The 19,386-nt window shown below is 64.0% G+C and carries 16 protein-coding genes and 1 riboswitch; of the genes, 9 read left to right on the forward strand and 7 right to left on the reverse strand.

Annotated features, from left to right (window positions below; all coding sequences use genetic code 11):
* Positions 1-51: 51 nt before the first annotated feature.
* The 7 genes from ACQ4WP_RS17820 to ACQ4WP_RS17850 all read left to right on the forward strand — a co-directional run bounded on the left by ACQ4WP_RS17820 (position 52) and on the right by ACQ4WP_RS17850 (position 7,973).
* Positions 52-1,104 (forward strand): hypothetical protein, encoded by a 1,053-nt coding sequence (locus ACQ4WP_RS17820; RefSeq protein WP_436522897.1) that lies wholly within the window; start codon positions 52-54, stop codon positions 1,102-1,104.
* A complete protein-coding gene (gene recJ, locus ACQ4WP_RS17825; protein WP_436522898.1) occupies positions 1,101-2,801 on the forward strand; it encodes a single-stranded-DNA-specific exonuclease RecJ in 1,701 nt (566 codons plus the stop codon). The genes ACQ4WP_RS17820 and recJ overlap by 4 nt, the downstream gene beginning before the upstream one ends.
* A gap of 48 nt (positions 2,802-2,849) precedes the next feature.
* Positions 2,850-3,260 carry a fosfomycin resistance glutathione transferase gene (gene fos, locus ACQ4WP_RS17830; RefSeq protein WP_436522900.1) on the forward strand — a complete coding sequence of 137 codons (411 nt, stop codon included), beginning with the start codon at positions 2,850-2,852 and terminating at the stop codon, positions 3,258-3,260.
* 274 nt (positions 3,261-3,534) lie between these two features.
* Positions 3,535-3,621, forward strand: a riboswitch (cyclic di-GMP riboswitch).
* Between the two features lie 86 nt (positions 3,622-3,707).
* Positions 3,708-6,326 carry a S53 family peptidase gene (locus tag ACQ4WP_RS17835; RefSeq protein WP_436522902.1) on the forward strand — a complete coding sequence of 873 codons (2,619 nt, stop codon included), beginning with the start codon at positions 3,708-3,710 and terminating at the stop codon, positions 6,324-6,326.
* Positions 6,327-6,460: 134 nt separating this feature from the next.
* The gene (locus tag ACQ4WP_RS17840) at positions 6,461-6,898 is read left to right on the forward strand and encodes an MbcA/ParS/Xre antitoxin family protein (RefSeq protein WP_046682984.1); all 438 of its coding nucleotides are present in this window, start codon (positions 6,461-6,463) and stop codon (positions 6,896-6,898) included.
* A 2-nt stretch (positions 6,899-6,900) separates the two neighbouring features.
* On the forward strand, positions 6,901-7,608 hold the full coding sequence (locus ACQ4WP_RS17845; protein WP_436522904.1) for an RES family NAD+ phosphorylase: 708 nt from the start codon (positions 6,901-6,903) through the stop codon (positions 7,606-7,608).
* Positions 7,609-7,652: 44 nt separating this feature from the next.
* Positions 7,653-7,973 carry a DUF2288 domain-containing protein gene (locus tag ACQ4WP_RS17850; protein WP_436522906.1) on the forward strand — a complete coding sequence of 107 codons (321 nt, stop codon included), beginning with the start codon at positions 7,653-7,655 and terminating at the stop codon, positions 7,971-7,973.
* A gap of 3 nt (positions 7,974-7,976) precedes the next feature.
* Here the strand turns inward: ACQ4WP_RS17850 and ACQ4WP_RS17855 are convergent, their stop codons facing one another.
* From ACQ4WP_RS17855 to ACQ4WP_RS17875, 5 genes are all read right to left on the reverse strand, one after another.
* The gene (locus tag ACQ4WP_RS17855) at positions 7,977-10,115 is read right to left on the reverse strand and encodes a TonB-dependent receptor plug domain-containing protein (protein WP_436522908.1); all 2,139 of its coding nucleotides are present in this window, start codon (positions 10,113-10,115) and stop codon (positions 7,977-7,979) included.
* 72 nt (positions 10,116-10,187) lie between these two features.
* Positions 10,188-10,910 (reverse strand): ABC transporter ATP-binding protein, encoded by a 723-nt coding sequence (locus tag ACQ4WP_RS17860; protein WP_426073713.1) that lies wholly within the window; start codon positions 10,908-10,910, stop codon positions 10,188-10,190.
* Between the two features lie 10 nt (positions 10,911-10,920).
* A complete protein-coding gene (locus tag ACQ4WP_RS17865; protein ID WP_436522910.1) occupies positions 10,921-12,864 on the reverse strand; it encodes a branched-chain amino acid ABC transporter ATP-binding protein/permease in 1,944 nt (647 codons plus the stop codon).
* Positions 12,865-12,871: 7 nt separating this feature from the next.
* Positions 12,872-13,762, reverse strand: a complete 891-nt coding sequence (locus ACQ4WP_RS17870; RefSeq protein WP_034782923.1) for a branched-chain amino acid ABC transporter permease — start codon at positions 13,760-13,762, stop codon at positions 12,872-12,874.
* A 93-nt stretch (positions 13,763-13,855) separates the two neighbouring features.
* Entirely contained in the window at positions 13,856-15,013 is a 1,158-nt protein-coding gene (locus ACQ4WP_RS17875; protein WP_436522912.1) for an ABC transporter substrate-binding protein, read from the reverse strand.
* Between the two features lie 376 nt (positions 15,014-15,389).
* Between ACQ4WP_RS17875 and ACQ4WP_RS17880 the strand changes: the two genes are divergently transcribed.
* Entirely contained in the window at positions 15,390-16,298 is a 909-nt protein-coding gene (locus ACQ4WP_RS17880) for a hypothetical protein (RefSeq protein ID WP_436522914.1), read from the forward strand.
* 24 nt (positions 16,299-16,322) lie between these two features.
* Positions 16,323-16,736, forward strand: a complete 414-nt coding sequence (locus ACQ4WP_RS17885; RefSeq protein ID WP_436522916.1) for a hypothetical protein — start codon at positions 16,323-16,325, stop codon at positions 16,734-16,736.
* Position 16,737: 1 nt separating this feature from the next.
* Here the strand turns inward: ACQ4WP_RS17885 and ACQ4WP_RS17890 are convergent, their stop codons facing one another.
* Both ACQ4WP_RS17890 and ACQ4WP_RS17895 read right to left on the reverse strand, forming a co-directional pair.
* Positions 16,738-17,223, reverse strand: coding sequence for a tetratricopeptide repeat protein (locus tag ACQ4WP_RS17890; protein WP_436522918.1), 486 nt, complete (start codon positions 17,221-17,223; stop codon positions 16,738-16,740).
* Positions 17,224-17,225: 2 nt separating this feature from the next.
* Positions 17,226-19,271: a bifunctional 2',3'-cyclic-nucleotide 2'-phosphodiesterase/3'-nucleotidase gene (locus ACQ4WP_RS17895; RefSeq protein ID WP_436522920.1), complete on the reverse strand. Its 2,046-nt coding sequence runs from the start codon at positions 19,269-19,271 to the stop codon at positions 17,226-17,228.
* Positions 19,272-19,386: the final 115 nt, after the last annotated feature.

The following is a 19,386-nucleotide window of genomic DNA, read 5'->3' on the forward strand; positions in this document are numbered from 1 at the left end:
AAAATTGTCTGCCCCTACTCTTGCATGACCACAATCGCCTACAATCTCGGAATGAATCAACTTACCCTCGTCTTGCCCTGCGCCTTGCCCAATGCCGAACTGGCTGCCGACCTGATCAAGGTCTTGCAAGCGCCCGCGCTGGCGGCGCTCCTTTCGCGCACTTCTAGTTTTAATTTAGAAACATTTGACAACAACAACCGCCTGCTGCCGCACGAAGCGTGGCTGGCGCACGCGCTGAGCCTGTCGCCCGCGCCCAACGGCGAGGCGGCGCAGGCGGCCTTCGCGGCCCAGGCCATGCGCGGCTATGGTCTGGTGCCGGAACCGGGCGCGCGCTACTTCCTGCTGCATCCGGCCCACCTGGCCATTGCCCGCAGCCATATCAGCCTGGAAGACTTGCGCCAGCTCAAGCTGAGCGAGGCCGATGGCCGCGCCCTGTTTGACATTGTGTCCCCCTATTTCGACGAGATCGGCCAGCCCCTGGCGTATGGCGACGCCGGTACCTGGCTCATGCGCGCCGACGCCTGGAGCGACTTGCAATGCGCGTCGCCGGACGGCGCCACCACGCAAGACCTGTCCGTCTGGATGCCGGAAGGCGAGCACGCGCGCGCCGCGCGCCGCCTGCAAAACGAAGTGCAGATGCTGTGGCATGAACATCCCGTCAATGCGGCGCGCGAAGAGCGGGGCTTGAAAGCCATCAACTCCTTCTGGATCTGGGGTGCCAGCGTGGCCACGGCGGACCCTGTGCGCTGCGCCGCCAGCCTGCATACAAAGGACGCGCCCGGCTGGCTGGCGGCGCTGGCGGAACCATCACGGCGCCATGCCAGTCCAAGCAGTGTGCTGGCAGACCAATCCGACGCGATCATCGTGCTGGGTGGCCTGATCGAAGCGGCGCAGGCGCAGGAATGGGGCCTGTGGCTGCAACAGTTGCAGGCACTGGAAGCAGACTGGTTCGTGCCCCTGCTGGCGGCCCTGAAAGATGGCCGCCTGGGCCAGTTGCGTCTGGTGCTGAGCCACCGCGACGCCTGGCTAGCTTGCAGCACCAGCAAGAATGCGCAGCGCAAATTCTGGTGCGCGATTACCCTGAACAAGTTGAAAGCATCATGACCCGTACCCGCATCGCCACCCGTCCCTGCCCTTACCGCGAATCCGAACTGCTGCGCCAGGGCGGCATCCACCCCGTGCTGGCCCGGCTGTACGCCTCGCGCGGCCTGTCCGATGCGGCAGAACTGTCGAGCGAACTGGCGGCCCTGATGCCGCCGTCCGGCTTGCTGCACATCGGCGCGGCCGGCGCCTTCCTGGCCGACGCGATTGCCGCCAAGAAGCGCATGGTCATCGTCGCCGACTACGATTGCGACGGCGCCACCGCCTGCGCCGTGGCCATTCGCGGCTTGCGCGCCATGGGCGCCGACGTCGATTTCATCGTGCCCAACCGTTTTGAGTACGGCTACGGCCTGACGCCGGAAATCGTCGCGCTCACCGCGCGCGAAAAGTCGCCCGACATCATCATCACTGTCGATAACGGCATCGCCAGCATCGACGGCGTGGCCGAGGCCAACCGGCGCGGCATCCAGGTGGTCGTCACCGACCACCATTTGCCGGCCGACACCCTGCCCGACGCGGCTGTCATCGTCAATCCGAACCAGCCCGCCTGCGGCTTCCCCAGTAAACATCTGGCGGGCGTGGGCGTGGTGTTCTACGTCTTGCTGGCCTTGCGCGCAGAGCTGCGCCGGCGCGGCATCTTTGATGCGCAAACGCAACCCAAGCTCGACAACCTGCTCGACCTGGTAGCGCTGGGCACGGTGGCCGACGTGGTGCGCCTCGATACGAACAACCGCATCCTCGTCGCGCAAGGCCTCAAACGCATGCGCAAGGGCAATATGCACGCGGGCGTGGCCGCCCTGTTCCGCGTGGCGGGCCGCGAAGCGCGCAGCGCCACGCCGTTCGACCTGGGCTTTGCCCTGGGACCGCGCCTGAATGCAGCCGGGCGCTTGCAAGACATGTCGCTGGGCATCGAATGCCTGATCACGGACGACGAAGGCCGCGCCTGGGCGCTGGCGCAGCAACTCAACGACATCAATCTGAAACGCCGCGAAATCGAGGCGGAAATGCAGGATACGGCCCTGCTGCACCTCGATGATTTCGAGCCGGCCAACAGCAGCACCATCAGCGTCTTCGATGCATCCTGGCACCAGGGGGTGATCGGCATCGTCGCCTCGCGCCTGAAAGAAAAGTTTTACCGCCCGACCATCACGTTCGCGCCGGGCGCTGATGGCTGGATCAAGGGTTCGGGCCGCTCGATTCCCGGCTTCCACTTGCGCGACGCGCTCGACCTCGTATCGAAACGGGCGCCCAGCCTGATCGACAAGTTCGGCGGCCACGCCATGGCGGCGGGCTTGACCATCCGCGCCGACGCCTTCGACGCATTTTCCAAGGCCTTCGAAGCCGTGGGCCAGGCCTGGCTCAGCCAGCAGCAACTGGAAAGAGTCGTGGAAACGGACGGCCCGCTGGAAGACGCGTACTACACGACGGCCTTCATCGAACTGATGGATGGCCAGGTGTGGGGCCAGGGCTTCGCCCCACCCGTCTTCTGCGATGAATTCCGCGTCGTCAGCCAGCGCATCCTGAAAGAGCGCCATTTGAAATTGCTGCTGGAAAAGAATGGCGTACGCTTCGACGCCATCTGGTTCGGCCACACGGACGCCCTGGGCGAACGCACAAGGGTCGCCTTCCGGCTCGATGCGAATGAATACAATGGCACGACCAAGGTGCAACTGATGGTGGAGCATGCCGAACCTGTCTGATGGCACCTGCCCAAAGCCGTGGATCACCGTCTTGATACATTCAAAGCCATGTTGACCGGCCTGAACCACCTCACCCTGTCCGTGCGCGACTTGGCGCGCAGCATCATCTTTTATCGCGATATGCTGGGCCTGCGCCTGCATGCGCACTGGGACAGGGGCGCGTATCTGTCGGCCGGGGACTTGTGGTTATGTCTGTCGCAAGACGCGGAGGCGGCCAGCGACCCGGGCCGCAGCTACACGCACTACGCCTTTGCCATACACCAGGAAGACTTCCCCATCTTTGCCACCCGCCTGCGCGCCGCCGGCGTGCCCGAATGGCAGCAAAACCGCAGCGCTGGCGATTCCCTGTATTTTCTCGATCCGGACGGCCACCAGCTGGAAGCCCATGCGGGCAGCCTGGCAGCGCGGCTGGCGGCCTGCCGCGCAACGCCGTATTCAGGCATGGTGTTCGAGGACTGATGCGCGAAAGAAACATATTCGTTAAATTCATGAAATTCATTAACCTATCAGGGAATGCAAGCACCGTTGCCGGGGAAAAACACTGTCACACATCGATACCCGTCTGATAACCTTGTCTTCGAGACTTAATCAAGCTGACAAGATTGTTTCCATACTAGGCAAATCTGCCACATTTTATTGCGAAAATAAAAATATTGATTGAAAATAGTTAACACTTATTTGGCAAATTCACTAGAATTGATAACGCATCAGGAAGTTTGTAGCGATGCATGATCAGTTCTGAGGGCAAACCCGTCGAAAGGCGGGGACGCAAAGCCACCGGCCTACCGCGCGCAAGCGCCATGGCAGCGGGGCTGCCAATGTGCAGGACCAGGACCGCCAGCGCGCGGCGCCCGGCCTGGATGCATTGTCGAGATGTGGCCCTCGCCCAACTCGGAGAGTTTCGCCATGAAAAGATTCATCCCACAACATCCCCGTCACGGGCGCCTGCTGCTGGGCGCCACCGCCGCGCTCCTGCTGGGCGCTTGCGGCCCAGGCCAGGAGACCTCGACGCCGCCTGCCGCCATTGCCACGGCCGCGACACATTTCACTGTCGAGGTGCCCGTCATCCCCGCCGCCGTCGGCACGCTGGTGGTGCAACCGATGTTCCATGCGGCCCCGGCCCTGCTCGATGCACCTGACGGGCGCGATAGCGCCAACAGCAGCGGCTCGGCCCACTGGCGTCCGCACTTGCAGCACGTGCCCGGCGCCATGACGGAAATGAGCACGCGCCGCCTGACGGCGCAAAAGATCGCCGCCGCGGAACAGGTGGCACAGGACATCGCGCCGCTGCTGTCCGGCGGCACGGCAGACGCCGTCGCGCCCATGGCCGGCAGCAGCGTGGTAGCGACCTACTCCCCCGCGCAAATCCGCGCCGCCTACGACCTGCCCGCCCTGCCGGCGGCGGGCACGGCGCTGACGCCAGCCCAGGCGGCACAGCTGGGCGCGGGACAGACGATCTATATCGTCGACGCCATGCACAACCCGAACGCGGCGGCCGAACTGGCCATCTTCAATCAGAAGTTCGGCTTGCCCGGCTGCACCACCAAAGCCATCGCCATCAATGCCAGCCTGCCACTGCCGCCAGCGCCGGCCGGCGGCTGCGAATTGTCCATCGTCTACAACACACCATCGAGCACCATGACGGCCACCGCACCCGCCTATAATTCGGGCTGGGCCATGGAAATCGCGCTCGACGTGCAGTGGGCGCATGCCACGGCGCCGCTGGCGCGCATCGTGCTGATCGAGGCGCCCGACGCCTCCGTCAACAGCCTGCTGGGCGCCGTGCGCCTGGCCAACCTGATGGGGCCTGGCGTCGTCTCGATGAGCTTTGGCGCCGCCGAAGGCAACTGGACGGCTTCCGTCGACAGCGCCTTCACGGGCAAGAACATGAGCTACCTGGCCGCCACGGGCGATTCGGGCAACGGCGTGTCCTGGCCCTCCGTTTCACCGAACGTGCTGGCCGTGGGCGGCACTACGCTCAGCTACAGCGGCAGCGGCGTGCGCAGCGAAACGGCCTGGTCCGGCACCGGCGGCGGCATCAGCGCCTATACGGCACTGCCCACCTACCAGACTGCCAGCGTGCCCGGCCTGACCAACCTGTTGCGGCGCAACGTGGCCGACGTGGCCTTCAATGCCGACCCTGCCACAGGCCAGTACACGGCCGTGATGGCACAAGGCAGCGGCACCGCCAGCTGGCTCAGCATCGGCGGCACCAGCCTGTCCACGCCACAGTGGGCCGGCCTGGTCGCCATCGCCAACGCCAGCCGCGCGCTGCAAGCCAAGACGGCGCTCGGCTTGCCGCACAGCATGCTGTACGGCCAGATCGCCACCGTGCCCGGCACCTTTGCCAGCAGCTTTGCCGACATCACGCGCGGCAGCAACGGCACGTGCAGCGTGTGCACGGCCAGGGTCGGCTACGACCCGCTGGGCGGCCTGGGCACGCCCAACGTGAAAAGCCTGCTGGCCAGCCTGTCGGGCACGCAGATCGCACCGGCCGCCCCCGTGGTGACGCCGGCCAGCATCAGCGGCGCGGCCGGCAAGCCGCTGTCGTTCACCGTATCGGCCAGCGCAGCCAACCCCCTCAGCTACACTATGCTGGGCGCGCCGGCCGGCATGAGCATCGCCGCCACGGGCGTCGTCAGCTGGGCCGCACCCGTCGCCGGCACGTATGCCGTGACCATGGTGGCCAAGGATAGCGTCAGCGGCCTCAGTGGCCAGGGCGTGTACGGCATCGTCATCGCGCCCGTCGCGCCGCCCGTCGTCGGCGTCGGCGCGATCACGGGCAAGGTTGGCACGGCCCTGGCATTCAATGTCGGCGTCAGCGCCGCCAATCCTGTCAGCTACACGCTGAGCGGCGCGCCGGCCGGCATGACCATCAGCAGCGCCGGACTGGTGAGCTGGGCCGCCCCCATTGCCGGCACCTACGCCGTTATCGTGACGGCCACGGACAGCAAGACTGGCCTGAGCGGCAAAGGCATCTATACGGTGGCCATCGCCGCCCCGCTGCCACCCGTGGTCACCGTGGCCAGCATCAGCGGCAAGCCGGGCGTGGCCCTGTCGTTCACCGCCACGACGGTGGCGCCCAACGCCGTCACCTACAGCCTGTCGGGCGCGCCGTCCGGCATGAGCATCAATGCCGCCGGCGTCGTCAGCTGGGCCAGCCCCGTACTGGGCAGCTACAACGTGACCGTCATCGCCAAAGATAGCAGGACGGGCTTGACGGGCCAGGCCGTGACCACGGTGAAAATCGCCGCCACCGGTCCCACGATCAGCGCCGCCGCCATGACGGGCGTGGCCGGCAAGGCCATGAGCGGCAGCATCGTGCTGACGGCCCCCGGGGCGAACGCGCTGTGGATCTCGATCAGCGGCGCGCCGCTGGGCATGCAGTTTTCCATGAGCGGCATGACCATCACCGCCATCTGGCCGCAGCCGGTGGCCGGCAGCTATACGCTGAAGGTGGTGGCGCTGGACAATAATGGTTTGACGGCGCAGCTGAGCGTGCCGGTGACCGTCACGGCAAAATAAGCCAGCAAGGCCTGCCAACGGGGCGCACCGGGACACCTGTCCTGGCGCGCCCCGTTTTTCATGCGCGGGCCTTGCAATGAATCCGGAAAAGGAGTATAAATAATCCATAAGCAGAGTTTTGTTGAAGGAGTGCCATGAATCTCGCCTACGCCTACCCCAAGAGCCGCTTCGAACCGGCCGTGCTCGTCGACCTGAACGCCAAAGCCGAGCGCGAGCGATTGTCGCAGGCGGCATTGAAGGGTTTTTTCAAGCTGGCCGCCGCCTGGAAGTTGCGCGACGACGATGCGCGCGAATTGCTGGGCGGCCTGTCCAGCAGCGCCTACTACGAGTGGAAAAAGCACCCGGACCGCGTGCTGGAAGTGGACCGCATCACGCGCATTTCCTATCTGCTGGGCATCTACAAGGCCTTGCACATTTTGTACGGTGACAAACTGGCCGACGAATGGGTGAGCCTGCCCAACAAAAACCCCATCTTCGGTGGCCGCACGCCCCTGTCGCAGATGCTGGCCGGCGGCTTGCTGGCCATGCAAACGGTGCGCAAGCTGCTCGATGCACGCCGCGGAGGGCTGTAATCTTGCCTGCCATCGCCAATGACCACCTGCCGCCGCTGGCCGCCTTGCGCCAGATCGACACTTGCCGCCTGATTCCTTCACGCTTCGCCGACATGGAAGACTCCGTGCTGGCGCCCCTGGCCGAGGACGACGAGCACCTGCGCGAGCTGTTTGAACTCGATAACGCGACGAATGCGCGCCTGGTGGCCGAGTACGGCGGCGCGCCAGGCATTGGCGTGGACGAGCTGGTTTTTGGCGTGCCGCATTTCCGCATCATCAACGCCGCCTACACCTACGCACGGCCGGAAGGGGCGCGCTTCAACGATGGCGAACGGGGCGCCTGGTATTGCGCCTTCGACATGAAAACGGCGCTGGCCGAAATCATTTTCCACAAGACCGTGGAATACCAGGAAATCGACTATTTCGACGACAGCGTCAGCTACCAGTCGCTGCTGGCCGATTTTTCCGCCAGCTTCCACGACCTGCGCGGCCAGGAGCGCTACCAGGCATGCCTCGACCCGGCCAGCTACATCGCCTCGCAAGACCTGGCCGCCATCCTGCTCGAAGCCGGTTCCATGGGCGTCATCTTCCCCAGCGTCCGGCACGCCAGCGGCACCAACCTGGCCTGCTTCCGCCCTGCCCTGGTGGGCAATGTTCGCAAAGGCGCCGCCTATCGGTTAACATGGCAGGGTACGCCGACGCCGCACGTGGAAGCCTTGTCAGGCAAATAAAGCGCGCGCAACGGCACCCGACTCACCGCAACTTGATATTTCGCATGCAAACCAATCCTAAAAAAGACACCGAACTGCGCCTCAAAGTCAACAGCGAAACGGCCCGCCTGGCCTGGAGCGAGCTGGAAAAGCACTTCGCCCAAGGCAATGTCGTCTGGGTCGCCAATGAACTCGATCTGGTCGAAGTGGCCGTGCGCATCTCGCACGACGACAAAACCACCATCACGCAATGGATGGCCGATGGTAAAGTGGCCAAAGTGTCGGACCAGCAGGCGCTGGACTGGCAAGCCGCCGACGCGGCCCTGTGGGCTGTCGTCGTCAGCCCGTTCATCCTGGTGCAGCAGGACAAGCCCACCCGGCATTGATGCTTACAGGCTGCGCTCGAACAACAGGCGCAGCGCAGCGCTGCCGTCCAGCGTTATCACGCTGTCGCTGCGGCCCGCATCGTCGACGTAGGATTGCCCTTGCAGCTGCTCCTGGTGCAGCAAATTGGCCGCCGACAGGCGCACGCGCGTTTTCGCGTCCGGCTGCCACAGCGCATAGGCATCGAGGGTGCGCCGCACGCCCGCATGGCTGCTGGCGTGGGCATCGAGCCGCGCCAGGCCGCCCGTCTGCACGTGCAGATTGCCGCCCATGCTCATCCTCGGCGAGAGCCGGTAATCGAGTCCCAGGTTGAGCGTGGCAGGCACTTGGCTGGCCAGACGGTTGCCGGGCCCCGGCACGGCGGCGACGCTCGACCAGTTGCGCCCCGCATTGGCGCGCGCGTCGATGTCGGGCGCCTGCGCCCACCAGGTCCGCAAGGGGAATTTCACATCCATTTCGATGCCACGCACTGTGGCCGTGCCATTGTTGAACGGGCTGGCCGTCCAGATCCCATCGTGCTGGAACAGGCGCTGCACGGTGACGTCGCTGATGCGCCGCGTGTATGCCGACAAGCTGGCCACGCCACTCTTGCCAAAATAGCTCTCCCAGGCCGCGTCCAGCCCCCACGCCAGTTCCGGACGCAGCTCGGGATTGCCCTGGAAATCGGGATTGTTGGCATTGTTGCCGTTATTGATCGTGTAGCGGCGCGGCACCAGGTTGCGCGTGGTGGGCGCCTTGTAGGTGCGTGCCAGCGCCAGCCGCAGCTGGTCGCGTTCCTGCTGCGGCGGTTTCCACAGCAGCTGCGCCACGGGACTCCAGACGCTGGCGCGCGTGCGCACTTCGCTCAAAGTACGGCCCTCGGTGGCCGTCTGCAAGCCTTCCCAGCGCACGCCCGCATACATTTGCAGGCGTGGCGTCACGTCCCATTCATCCTGCGCATACAGGGCCAGGCGCCGCACATCGGCCGTATAGTCTTCATCGAGCGCATACGGCGCGCCACCGGCAAGATACGTGTCGCGCTGGCGGCGCGATTCGCTGCGGCGTATCAGGCTGCCATCCCAGCCCACGCTCAGGGCATGCCCGCCGCCCAGCCTTCCCAGGTATTTGCCGCTGCTGTTGACGCTATCGTCGATGGCGTCGGAGACCACGCCGCGCAGCAGCAGGGGTGCGCCATCGGCCGCCTGGCCATGAAACGCATAGTCCGTATCGCGCCGGTTGTGGTTGACGCCCAGCTTGGCCGCCAGCTTGCCCGCCGCCCCCAGCGAGTGCGCCCAGCTCACATCGCTGCGCGCCGAATACACGCTGGCTTGTGAGGTGGCGCCATTGCGCGGATAGCTGCTGGCCACCCCCGTCAACACCGTTTCGCGGGCCACACCGTCAAACCCCGTGCGATACCAGTCCAGCAGGCTTTGCCAGGTGAGCGTGTCGCCATTGTCCAGGGTCCAGTGCAGGCGCGGCGTCAGGCTGGCCTTGTTGATGGACGAAGCATTGCGCGTGCGCGTTTCGCGCAGCGCCAGCAGCGTGCCGGCCGGATCGGCGCTTGTTTCAATCGTCCTTCCCGCCACGTCATCGGCCGTGCGCTCCAGCGCCCCCGTCAGCGCGTAGGCGAAACCCGGCAACTTGTCCGCCACGCGCAGGGACGCGGCAGGCTGCCAGCGGCCATCCTGCCGGCCCGCGCCCAGCTTCCATTCGCGCTCGGCGCCGCTGGCGCCCTTGCGCAAGACCACGTTGATGCTGCCGGCGACGGCTTGCATGCTGTATTCGGCCGTCGCGCTGCGCAAAATCTCGATGCGTTCGATCATGTCAGGCGCGATCGACTCGATGGAAAAACCCGGTGGCGCCGGTTCGCCATTGATCAGCATTTGCGTGTAACCGGCGCCCAGGCCACGCATGCGCACCTCGCTGCCGACGACGGAGACGCCGGGCTGGCGCTTCAGGGCCGCCGCCAGGCTGCTGTCGCCATATTGAACCAGGTCGTCGCGGCTGACAATGATCTTTGCGGCCGTGTCGTCGCGCCGCTGCTGCACGCCGCCGGCAGCGGAAATGGTGACTTTCTGCAGCGGCGCATCTTCGGCGCAGGCAGTTGCCGGCAAGAGCAGAAAAGACAGAAAAAAGAACGGGAAAGTCGGGCTGGCGCTGCGCATGATGCCTTTTCTACACTGCGGGTAGGGAAGCGCGCAGTGTAGAGGATTTGATAATATGCAGCAAGCGCCTTGTCAGTGCCCTCCCCCCAGGTAGGCCGCGATCACCTTCGGGTCGTTCTTTAAACTCTCGGCCGGGCCATGCACGGAAATGCTGCCGTTTTCCAGCACGTAACCGTAATCGGCCACGTTCAGGGCGGCGGCGGCGAATTGCTCCACCAGCAGCATGGTCACGCCTTCGGCCTTCAGGCGCGTGATGATGCGGAAGACTTCCTCCACCAGGATGGGCGCCAGGCCCATCGACGGCTCGTCCAGCAGGATCACTTCCGGGTTCAGCATCACGGCGCGGGCCATGGCCAGCATCTGCTGCTCGCCGCCCGAGAGCGTGCCGGCCAGCTGGTCGCGCCGCTCCTTCAGGCGGGGGAACAGCTCCAGGGCCTTGTCCAGGTCGCCCTTGATGTCGCCTTTCGGGCGCGCCCGCGTAAAACGGGGAAAGGCGCCCAGCAACAGGTTGTCCGTCACCGACATGGAGGCGAACACGCGCCGCCCTTCCGGCGAATGAGCCAGGCCGGCGCGCGCGATGCGGTGCGAGTCGAGCCCCGTGACATCCTTGCCGCCCAGGGTGACGGTGCCGGATTTCGGTTTCAGCATGCCGGAAATGGCGCGCATGGTGGTGGTCTTGCCGGCGCCGTTCGAGCCGATCAGGGTCACCAGCTTGCCCTTCGGGACGTCGAGCGAAATGCCGTGCAAGACTTCGACTTTGCCGTAGGCGGCGTGCAGATTATGAATGGTCAGCATGGTCTTCCTCTCAGTGCGCCACAGGGGCCAGGGCTTCGGCGCTGCCGCCCAGGTAGGCTTCGATCACTTTCGGATCGCTCTGCACGGCACTCGGCACGCCTTCGGCGATCTTCTGGCCGAAGTCCAGCACCGTCACCACGTCCGACAGGGCCATCACCACGTCCATGTGATGCTCGATCAGGATGATGGTGATGCCATGCTCGCGGATCTTGCGGATGATGGCCATCAGTTCCTTGATGTCGGGCGCCGTCAGGCCCGCCGCCGGTTCATCGAGCAGCAGCAGGCGAGGATTGAGGCCCAGCGCGCGGCCGATTTCCAGCAGCCGCTGCTTGCCATACGGCAGATTACGCGCCTCTTCGTTGGCCAGGTCGGCCAGGCCCACGAACTCGAGGATGCTGGCGGCCCGCTCGCGCGCCGCCGTCTCTTCGCGCTTGTAGCGGGGCGTATGCAGCATCACGTCCAGCACATTCGATTTGAAGGTGTTGTGCAAACCCACCAGCACGTTTTCCGTGGCTGTCATCTCGCCGAACAGCTGCACGTTCTGGAAGGTGCGCGCCACGCCGCCCAGGGCGATCTCGGACGGTGTGCGGCCCGAAATCACCGCGCCGGCAAATTCCACCTTGCCCGCCGTGGGCTTGTAAATTCCCGTCAACACGTTCATCATCGTGCTCTTGCCCGAGCCATTCGGCCCGATCAGGCCGTGCACCGAGCCTTGCGTGACGCTCAGGTCCACCTGGTTCAGCGCTTTCAGGCCGCCGAACTGCATCAGGGCCTGGTCCACGCGCAGCAGCGTTTCGCCGCGCTGGCCGCCTTGAGCGTGGTCAAAAGGCGCCACGCCATGCGAGGCGACGGCTTGCACATGGCGCCGGCCCTTGCCGATAAAGCTCATCAGGAAGCCCACGATGCCGTCCTGCAGGTAGTAGACGACAAATAAAGTCATCAGGCCGAAGATGGTCAAACGCCAGTCGACCATGTTTTCCAGTTTGTAGGAAAACGCAGCCAGGCCGATAGTCGCCACCAAAGGCACGAGCACGCCGCGCACGGTGGAGCGCTTCTTGGCCAGCATGAAGGCGGAGCCAATCACGCCCAGCACGGCGGCGCTGACGGCGATCTTGCGGAACAACTCGATGTCGGCCAGCAAACTGGGCAGCATGACGACGATCAGCGCGCCGATCAAGGCGCCCGAACGCGTCTTGCGTCCGCCCATGATGACGGCCAGCAGGAACAATATCGTCAACTCGAAGTTGTAGGTATTGGGCGAGATGTATTCTTCCGAATACGCATACAGGCTGCCGGCCAGGCCCGCGAAACCGGCGCTGATGACAAACGCATACACTTTATAGCGGTACACGGACACGCCCATGCAATCCGAGGCGATCGGGCTGTCGCGCAAGGCTTCAAACGCCCGCCCCAGGTTCGACTTTAAAATGCGGTGCACCACCACCAGCGAGACCACCATCAGCGCGGCAACCATGTAGTAGTACTCTACTTCGCTCAATTTGTGGCCGAACAGGACGGGCTTGTGAATCTTGATGCCCATCGGCCCTTCCGTCAGGAAGCTCATTTCATTGATCAGGATTTGCACGATGGTGCCGAAAGCCAGGGTCACCATGGCCAGGTAAGGCCCCGTCACGCGCAGGGCCGGCAAGGCCAGGATGGCGCCAAACACGGCCGCGCCCACGATACTGGCGGGGATGGCCAGCCAGAACGACAAGCCCAGCTTGAACACCAACACGCCCGTGACGTACGAGCCGATGCCGAACAGGCCCGCGTGGCCCAGCGACACCTGCCCCGTGTAGCCGACGACGATATCGAGGCCGAACAGCAGGATGGCGTAGATCAGAATGGTCTCGGCCAGGTGGATGTAGTAGGGGTTCGGAATGACGATGGGGAACAGCGCGAGCGCGGCCAGGCCCGCCGCGCTCAGCGCCAGCATGGTGATTTTCTTGTTCATGTGATCCTCAGACTTTCTTGATCGCGGCTTTGCCGAACAGGCCGGACGGCTTGATGGCCAGCACCAGCAGCAGGAGCAGCAGGCCAGGCACTTCCTTGTAGCCGGTGGAAATGTAATAGCCGGTGGTCGTCTCGGCGATGCCCAGTATCAGCCCGCCGACGATGGCGCCCACGCCCGAGGTCAGGCCACCGATGATGGCCACGGCAAACGCTTTCAAGCCCAGCGAGGCGCCCATGGTGGCCCCCGTCAAGGTCAACGGCGCCACCAGCACGCCCGCAAAGGCGGCCGTGGCCGACGACAGCGCGTAGGAAAAGGTGATGACCATGCCCGTGTTGATGCCCATCAGGCCGGCCGCGTCGCGGTCGTTGGCTGTTGCCACCACTGCCTTGCCGTAGATCGATTTGCGGTTGAACACTTCGACGGCCAGCATGATGGCAAGCGCGCCGACGATGACGGCTACCTGCATCTGCTGCACATTGGCGCCAAACACCTGGAACGGCGCGGCCGACAGCGGCGACGGGAACATCAGGTCATCCTTGCCCCAGATATTTTCCGCCACGTTCTTGAAAATGATGGCCAGCGCGATGGTCGACATGATCCAGCCGAATTCGGACTTGATCTTGATGGCGGGCCGCACGCCTATCCATTCGACGAACACGCCCTGCAAGGCGCCGAAGACGATGACGATGGGGATCATCAAGAGATAGCTCATGTACGGACCGCCATGGATGGTGCCCACCAGCGAAAGGCCCACGAGCGCGCCCAGCATCAGGGATTCGCCCTGGCCGAAATTGAGGGTGCCGGAAGTGGCAAAGGTCAGCTGGTAGCCGAAGGCGATGACGGCATAGATCATGCCCAGCGCGATGCCGCTGAAAACGAGCTGCAGGAAGATTTCCATGGTATTCCCCGGAAGACGAAAGATGAAAAAATGGCCAGTCCTGATTCCTCAAGGCTGGCCATTGCGCGGCTAGATACTTGGAATTAGCCGGACTTATTTGGCAAGGACGACCTTGCCGTCCTTGACTTCGCCAAACACGGTCAGCTCGGCCGTGATCGCTTCATGGTTGGTTTTGCTGAATGGCTTGTTATAGGTGGTGACGGCACCTTCCACTTTTTCCGTCAGGTTTTCCAGCGCGGCGCGCACTTTCGGCCCGTCCGTGCCGCCGGCCTGCTTGAAGGCGGCGGCCAGCAGGTAGATGGAATCGTAGCCTTGCGCAGCCGAGACGGCCGATGGCATACGGCCGCCTGATGGCTTGTAGGCAGCCACATAGGCGTCGATGAAGGCCTTGCGTTTCGGCGTGCTGGCATCCTGGATGAAGGTTTGCGGCATGCGCGTACCATTGCCGTTCTTGCCCGCGTTATCGATGAAATTGCCCATGGCCAGGGTCCAGCTGCCGATCAGCGGCACTTTCCAGCCCAGTTTTTCCATGCCGTTGGCGATCTGCGCCAGTTCCGGGCCGATGCCGTAGGTCAGCACAACTTCCGCCCCCGCCTGCTTGGCTTTCAACAGCTGGGCCGTCATGTCGACGTCCTTGATGTTGTATTTTTCAACGACAACAGGCTTGATGCCCTTCTTGTCCAGCGCCTTTTCCAGGTCTTCGCGGCCCAGCTGGCCATAGTTGGTCGAATCGGCCAGGATCGCCACTTTCTTGAACTTGCGGTTCTCGACCGCCTCGTGCACGATCATGCCGGACTGGATGGTGTCATTGGCGGCGTTGCGGAAGATATAGTTTTCCGGCTGGTCGGCGAACTGCCTGGTGACGATGGAGCCGGTGGCCACATTGTTCATGACGGGAATCTTGGCTTCCTGATAGAAGCGCTGCGAAGCCAGGGCCACGCCCGTGTTGATGTAGCCGACGGTGGCGGCGACCTTTTCCTTGTTGATGAGTTCTTGGGCGATCTGTACGCCGCGTTCGTTCTTCGCTTCGTCATCGCGCTCGATCAGCAGCAGGGAACGGCCCAGCACGCCGCCCTTGGCATTGATTTCAGCGACGGCCAGCTTGACGCCGTCGCGCATCGACACGCCCATCGGCGCGGAACCACCCGTGAACGGGCCGGACACGCCGATCTTGATGGGGTCGGCTGCGACTGCCGCCTGCGAGAAACCCAAAACCAAACTTGCCACGAGCAATTTCTGTTTCAAATTCATTGTCATCTCCTCTGATACAACGTTTTTAATGCCACTTATTTTTATAGTCGTACGCTGGATAACCGCCCCATCGATAAATCATTGTAGGTGAGTAATCTGGCAGCAGCAACAGATACATATGACGCGTCGCAGCATGCGGAAAAGACGCAGTTGCTGGCCAGATGTCAGTCTTTTGTAAGGAAAATATGACGCAAATTGGCGCACCTGCGCCATCGGGCAACAATCAATGACAAAACGCGACAGACAAGCAGGCGAGCTCGGCGATTCACCAAACCGCTGATCTGGCGCAATATTGGCACTGTCCAGCATGCTATGGTCGGCCATGCCAGCGCGTGCGCGCGGGTCCAATCAGCCACGGCTACCGCATGGAGGCCATATGCAGCGCCCGCAGAACTCATCCGTTTCCACCCTGCTTCTTTGCGCCACCGCCTGCCTGCTGCTGGGCGGCTGCGCCACCGACCTGGCGCCCGTGCGCACCTTTGCCGAACAGACGCAAAAGATGTCGCTGCACTTCGAACCCATGCTGGCGGGCGGCGTCCACAGCTGCATGGACAAGGCCATGCGCAAGCGTTTGATTCTGGCCGAGCGTTTCGACGCGCAAGCCAGCGAGCAGGCGGCGCGCGCCGATTGCGCCGCCATCGCGCAGGCCAGCGCATCGGTCGCCAGCCTGAACGACGTCCTGCTGCGCTATGCGCACACCCTGGCGGCGCTGGCCGATGCCAAGCTGCCCGCCTACCAGGAAGAGTTTGGCGGACTCGGCGATGCGCTGGGCGGCCTGGCACAGCCGGGCGCCGGCGCGCCCCTGCTCGATGCCGACAAGCTGGCCAAGGTCGTCAAATTGAGCGAACACCTGAGCCGCCTGGCCACCCAGCGCGTACAACAATCGGCCTTGCGCGAATTGCTCGACGAGCAGGAAGCCGTCGATATCGTCAGCAATGCGCTCAAGGAGTATGCCCAGCACAGCTACCGCGCCGGCTTGCAGGATGAATTGCGCGACCTGGTCCAGCTGCGTGGCGCCGTCGATAACGCCGCGCCGCGCGAACCGCTGGCCGCCAACTACATTCGCACGCGTCTGCACCTGGAAGGCCGGCAATTGCAGGAAAGGGAAAAGATCGTCGCCGCGTATGTCGCCGCCGTCGACGCGTTGCAAGCCAGCGTGGCCGCGCTGCGGGCCAATCTCGATCGCCTGCAGGCGCCCGAACTGGAGCGACAGCTGGCGCAGTTTGCACGCGACGTCGCCAAGCTGCAGCGGCAAGCGGCGTTCTATGCCCCGGCCCGCTGGTAAATGACAGGCCCACCGGAGAATCCCATGGCCCCACTGACCGAACTGACGAAGGACCAAAGCTACGCCATCGCCGACAGCCTGGCGCAAGCGTCAAACCTGGTGCTGGAATTGCGCATCCGCGAACGGGAAGCGCTGGCGCCGGACGAGCGCGCACTGCTGGAGCAATATGAAAATCACCTGGACCAGATGGTAGCCCTGTTTCGCGCGTATGGCATTTACCTGACCGCCGAAGGCGCCGAGCAGGCACGCGGCGATATCGAGGGCGCCATCGCCAAGGGCAAGCTGCAGCTCAAGCGCATCGCCGACATCAAGGCCGCCATAGCTGCGGCGGCCAGGCTGGTCGACCTGGGCGCAGCCATCCTGTCGCGCGACCCGTTCGCCATCAGCGAAGCGGCGGCCGGCTTGCGGGCCAGGCCGAAGAAGGAAGAGCCGGCGTAGTTCAGGGTTCCGGCGGGCGGTGCCCCATCGCATGCGCAGCCATCTTCAGGTACAGGAAGGACTGCTCCTCGTTGTGCGCATAGCCCATCATGCCTTCGCCCAGGGCGACGGATTTCTGCTGCAGCGCTTCCGGGTATTCCAGGTCGCAGGCAGCGTCGAGCCAGTAACGCGCCTGCGCTTCATCGGTGGCCAGCAGCATGTTCGCCACGATGAACATGGCCGGCGCCACGTTGCGCCGGGCCGCCAGCTCCAGCCAGCGCAGCGCGGCGGCGCTATCCTGCGGTCCGCCCATGCCGTTTTTCAGCATCAAGCCCAGGTAATACGCGGCGGGACCGCTGCCCTGCCCCGCCGCCTGTTCGAACAGGGCGCGCGCCTGCGGCTGGAACGCCGCGCCCGCACGCATCAGGCCCTTGGCCCGGGCCGTGACATCCTGTCCTGCCGCTGCCAGGGGCGACGCCAAGGCGGCCGCCAGCAGCCACGCCACCATCCTCATTTCGACAGGTCGAGCTGATACAGCGCAAAGCCCTTGCCTGCGCCATCGTCGGCCTTCAGCTGCGTCACATTGGTGATGCCGGCCGCCCTGGCCAGGTCGATCACGTTCGGTGCCGAGTGGAACACCACCGGGCCTTGCGTCGTGACCCTGGCGAAGGTCCAGCTGCGCGCGGAACCGTTTTTCGCGCGCGTCAGGTTTTTCTGCTGCGTGACGTAGGCGATCAGCAGTTCGCGGTTGTTGTCGGGTGAGGCCACCACCGTCTTGCTGCCGTCGAGGCCAGGGAAATTGCCACCGCCGCTGGCGCGGTAGTTATTTGTCGCGATGAGGAATTCCTGGCCCGCGTCCATTGGCTTGCCCTGGTAGGTGAGCGCCTTGATGCGCTGGCCCGGCGACTGCGTGACGTCGATCTGGTAGCGCACGTCGGCACTGGTGAGCGTATCGAAGTTGTAGCTCGGGTGCGCCGTGTTGACCAGTTCCTGCGGCGCGGCCTTGTGCGGATCGATGGTATTGAAGCGCTGCGCCGATTGCTCCAGCCAGGCTTTCAGCTCCGCGCCATTCATCTTCACACCATACAGCGCGTTCGGATACAAATACAAATCGGCGGCGTTATTCAGCGCCACATTGCCCGCCTTGACGTCCGTGTAGTCGGACACGCCGGCCGAGCCGCTCTTGAATGGGGACGACATCGACAGCACCGGCAGGTTGGCATACTGCGGCAAGTTCGCCTTGACGTACGCGGCCAGGTAGCCCGATTGCGCCTGGTTCACCACCTCGATGGCGCTGACGTCGCCCACGTCGGCAAAATACGTCGACATGCGGAAGTCCGTGGCGCCGACCGGTGTCTGCACGTAGGCAATCGTCGCCGCGTGCTCCTCGGCCACCAGTTTGGCGATGGCCGCATCGGGCGCGACATAACTCTTGTCCGCGTTCTGGATGCCGCGCGCTTCCACCGTGGTGGCGCTCTTGTCGACGATCCACTGCTTGCCGTCGTGGCGCAGGTGCAAGCCGATCACGCCCAGGTGCTTGCCCCACAGATTGGCCATCACGGTAGGCACGCCGTTGACCAGCCCTTTGACTTTGTCGACGCCGGGCAGGTTAAATTGCGGCACCGTGCTGCTGGCGTTCGGGAACAGCTGGTGCGAATGGCCGATCAGCATGGCGTCCACGCCCGGCACTTGCGACAGGTAGTAATTGCCGTTTTCCATGGTCGGCGAATACGCACTGTCATCGAGACCGCCGTGCGAGATCGCCACCACCAGCTCGGCGCCCTTGGCGCGCATCTCGGGGATGAATTTTTCCGCCGTCTCGCGCACGCCCTGCGTGTAGACCCTGCCTTCGAGCCAGCGCTTGTCCCAGGCCATGATGGTGGGCGGCGCAAAGCTGATGATGCCCACCTTCACGGTACTGGTCACGGCCTTGCCATCGGGGCCGGTCGCCGTGATTTGCTTGTTGATAATGTGATATGGCGCAAACAGGGGCTTGCCGGTCTTGACGCTGTAGACATTGGCCAGCACTTGCGGAAATTGAGGGCCGGCGCAGCGCGGCTTGGCCGCGTCGACGCTGTCGACGTCGAAGCGGTTGCCCGTCACCTGGCTCAAGAACGCCAGGCCGTAGTTGAATTCATGGTTGCCGATGCCGCCGCCATCGACCTTCAGCAAATTCATGGCCTTGTAGATGGCCAGGGTCTGGTCGCAGGCCAGCGGTTTGACGAGAGCCTGGTAGTCGGCCAGCGCCGTGCCCTGGATGGTGTCGCCGTTGTCGAGCAAAAGGTTGTTCGGGTACTGCGCGCGTGCCTGGGCAATCAGGGCCGCCGTGCGTTCCAGGCCGATCGACGGTTCCGCCTGCAGCTTGTAGTAATCATAACTGAGCACATTCGCGTGCAAGTCCGTCGTCTCCAGCAGGGCCAGGGTGGCGCTGCTGCCGGCTGGCGCGGCGGCCAGCGCCCGGGCAGGTCCGTGGGCGGCGGGCGGCAAGGCGCCGCAGCCGGCCAGCAGCAACGGTAACAGGGCGAGACGGGGGAGTTGGCGCAGAGGTTGGCACATGAGATGTTCCTGTGGAAAGACAATATCGCCAGCATCATACGCAGCACGGCAGCCATCATCAAGGCAAAAATATTGTCGCAAATACAGCAAAATCGCCATTTTATTGCCCTGTGCA

It is taken from the genome of Janthinobacterium lyxosi, from assembly GCF_051380665.1.
GTDB lineage: Bacteria > Pseudomonadota > Gammaproteobacteria > Burkholderiales > Burkholderiaceae_D > Janthinobacterium.

Bases quoted from the DNA above. Each gene is read 5' to 3' on its own strand.
- ACQ4WP_RS17820 (WP_436522897.1), top strand. From the start codon at position 52: ATGAATCAACTTACCCTCGTCTTGCCCTGCGCCTTGCCCAATGCCGAA.
- recJ (WP_436522898.1), top strand. From the start codon at position 1,101: ATGACCCGTACCCGCATCGCCACCCGTCCCTGCCCTTACCGCGAATCC.
- fos (WP_436522900.1), top strand. From the start codon at position 2,850: ATGTTGACCGGCCTGAACCACCTCACCCTGTCCGTGCGCGACTTGGCG.
- ACQ4WP_RS17835 (WP_436522902.1), top strand. From the start codon at position 3,708: ATGAAAAGATTCATCCCACAACATCCCCGTCACGGGCGCCTGCTGCTG.
- ACQ4WP_RS17840 (WP_046682984.1), top strand. From the start codon at position 6,461: ATGAATCTCGCCTACGCCTACCCCAAGAGCCGCTTCGAACCGGCCGTG.
- ACQ4WP_RS17850 (WP_436522906.1), top strand. From the start codon at position 7,653: ATGCAAACCAATCCTAAAAAAGACACCGAACTGCGCCTCAAAGTCAAC.
- ACQ4WP_RS17855 (WP_436522908.1), bottom strand. From the start codon at position 10,115: ATGCGCAGCGCCAGCCCGACTTTCCCGTTCTTTTTTCTGTCTTTTCTG.
- ACQ4WP_RS17860 (WP_426073713.1), bottom strand. From the start codon at position 10,910: ATGCTGACCATTCATAATCTGCACGCCGCCTACGGCAAAGTCGAAGTC.
- ACQ4WP_RS17865 (WP_436522910.1), bottom strand. From the start codon at position 12,864: ATGAACAAGAAAATCACCATGCTGGCGCTGAGCGCGGCGGGCCTGGCC.
- ACQ4WP_RS17870 (WP_034782923.1), bottom strand. From the start codon at position 13,762: ATGGAAATCTTCCTGCAGCTCGTTTTCAGCGGCATCGCGCTGGGCATG.
- ACQ4WP_RS17875 (WP_436522912.1), bottom strand. From the start codon at position 15,013: ATGAATTTGAAACAGAAATTGCTCGTGGCAAGTTTGGTTTTGGGTTTC.
- ACQ4WP_RS17880 (WP_436522914.1), top strand. From the start codon at position 15,390: ATGCAGCGCCCGCAGAACTCATCCGTTTCCACCCTGCTTCTTTGCGCC.
- ACQ4WP_RS17885 (WP_436522916.1), top strand. From the start codon at position 16,323: ATGGCCCCACTGACCGAACTGACGAAGGACCAAAGCTACGCCATCGCC.
- ACQ4WP_RS17890 (WP_436522918.1), bottom strand. From the start codon at position 17,223: ATGGTGGCGTGGCTGCTGGCGGCCGCCTTGGCGTCGCCCCTGGCAGCG.
- ACQ4WP_RS17895 (WP_436522920.1), bottom strand. From the start codon at position 19,271: ATGTGCCAACCTCTGCGCCAACTCCCCCGTCTCGCCCTGTTACCGTTG.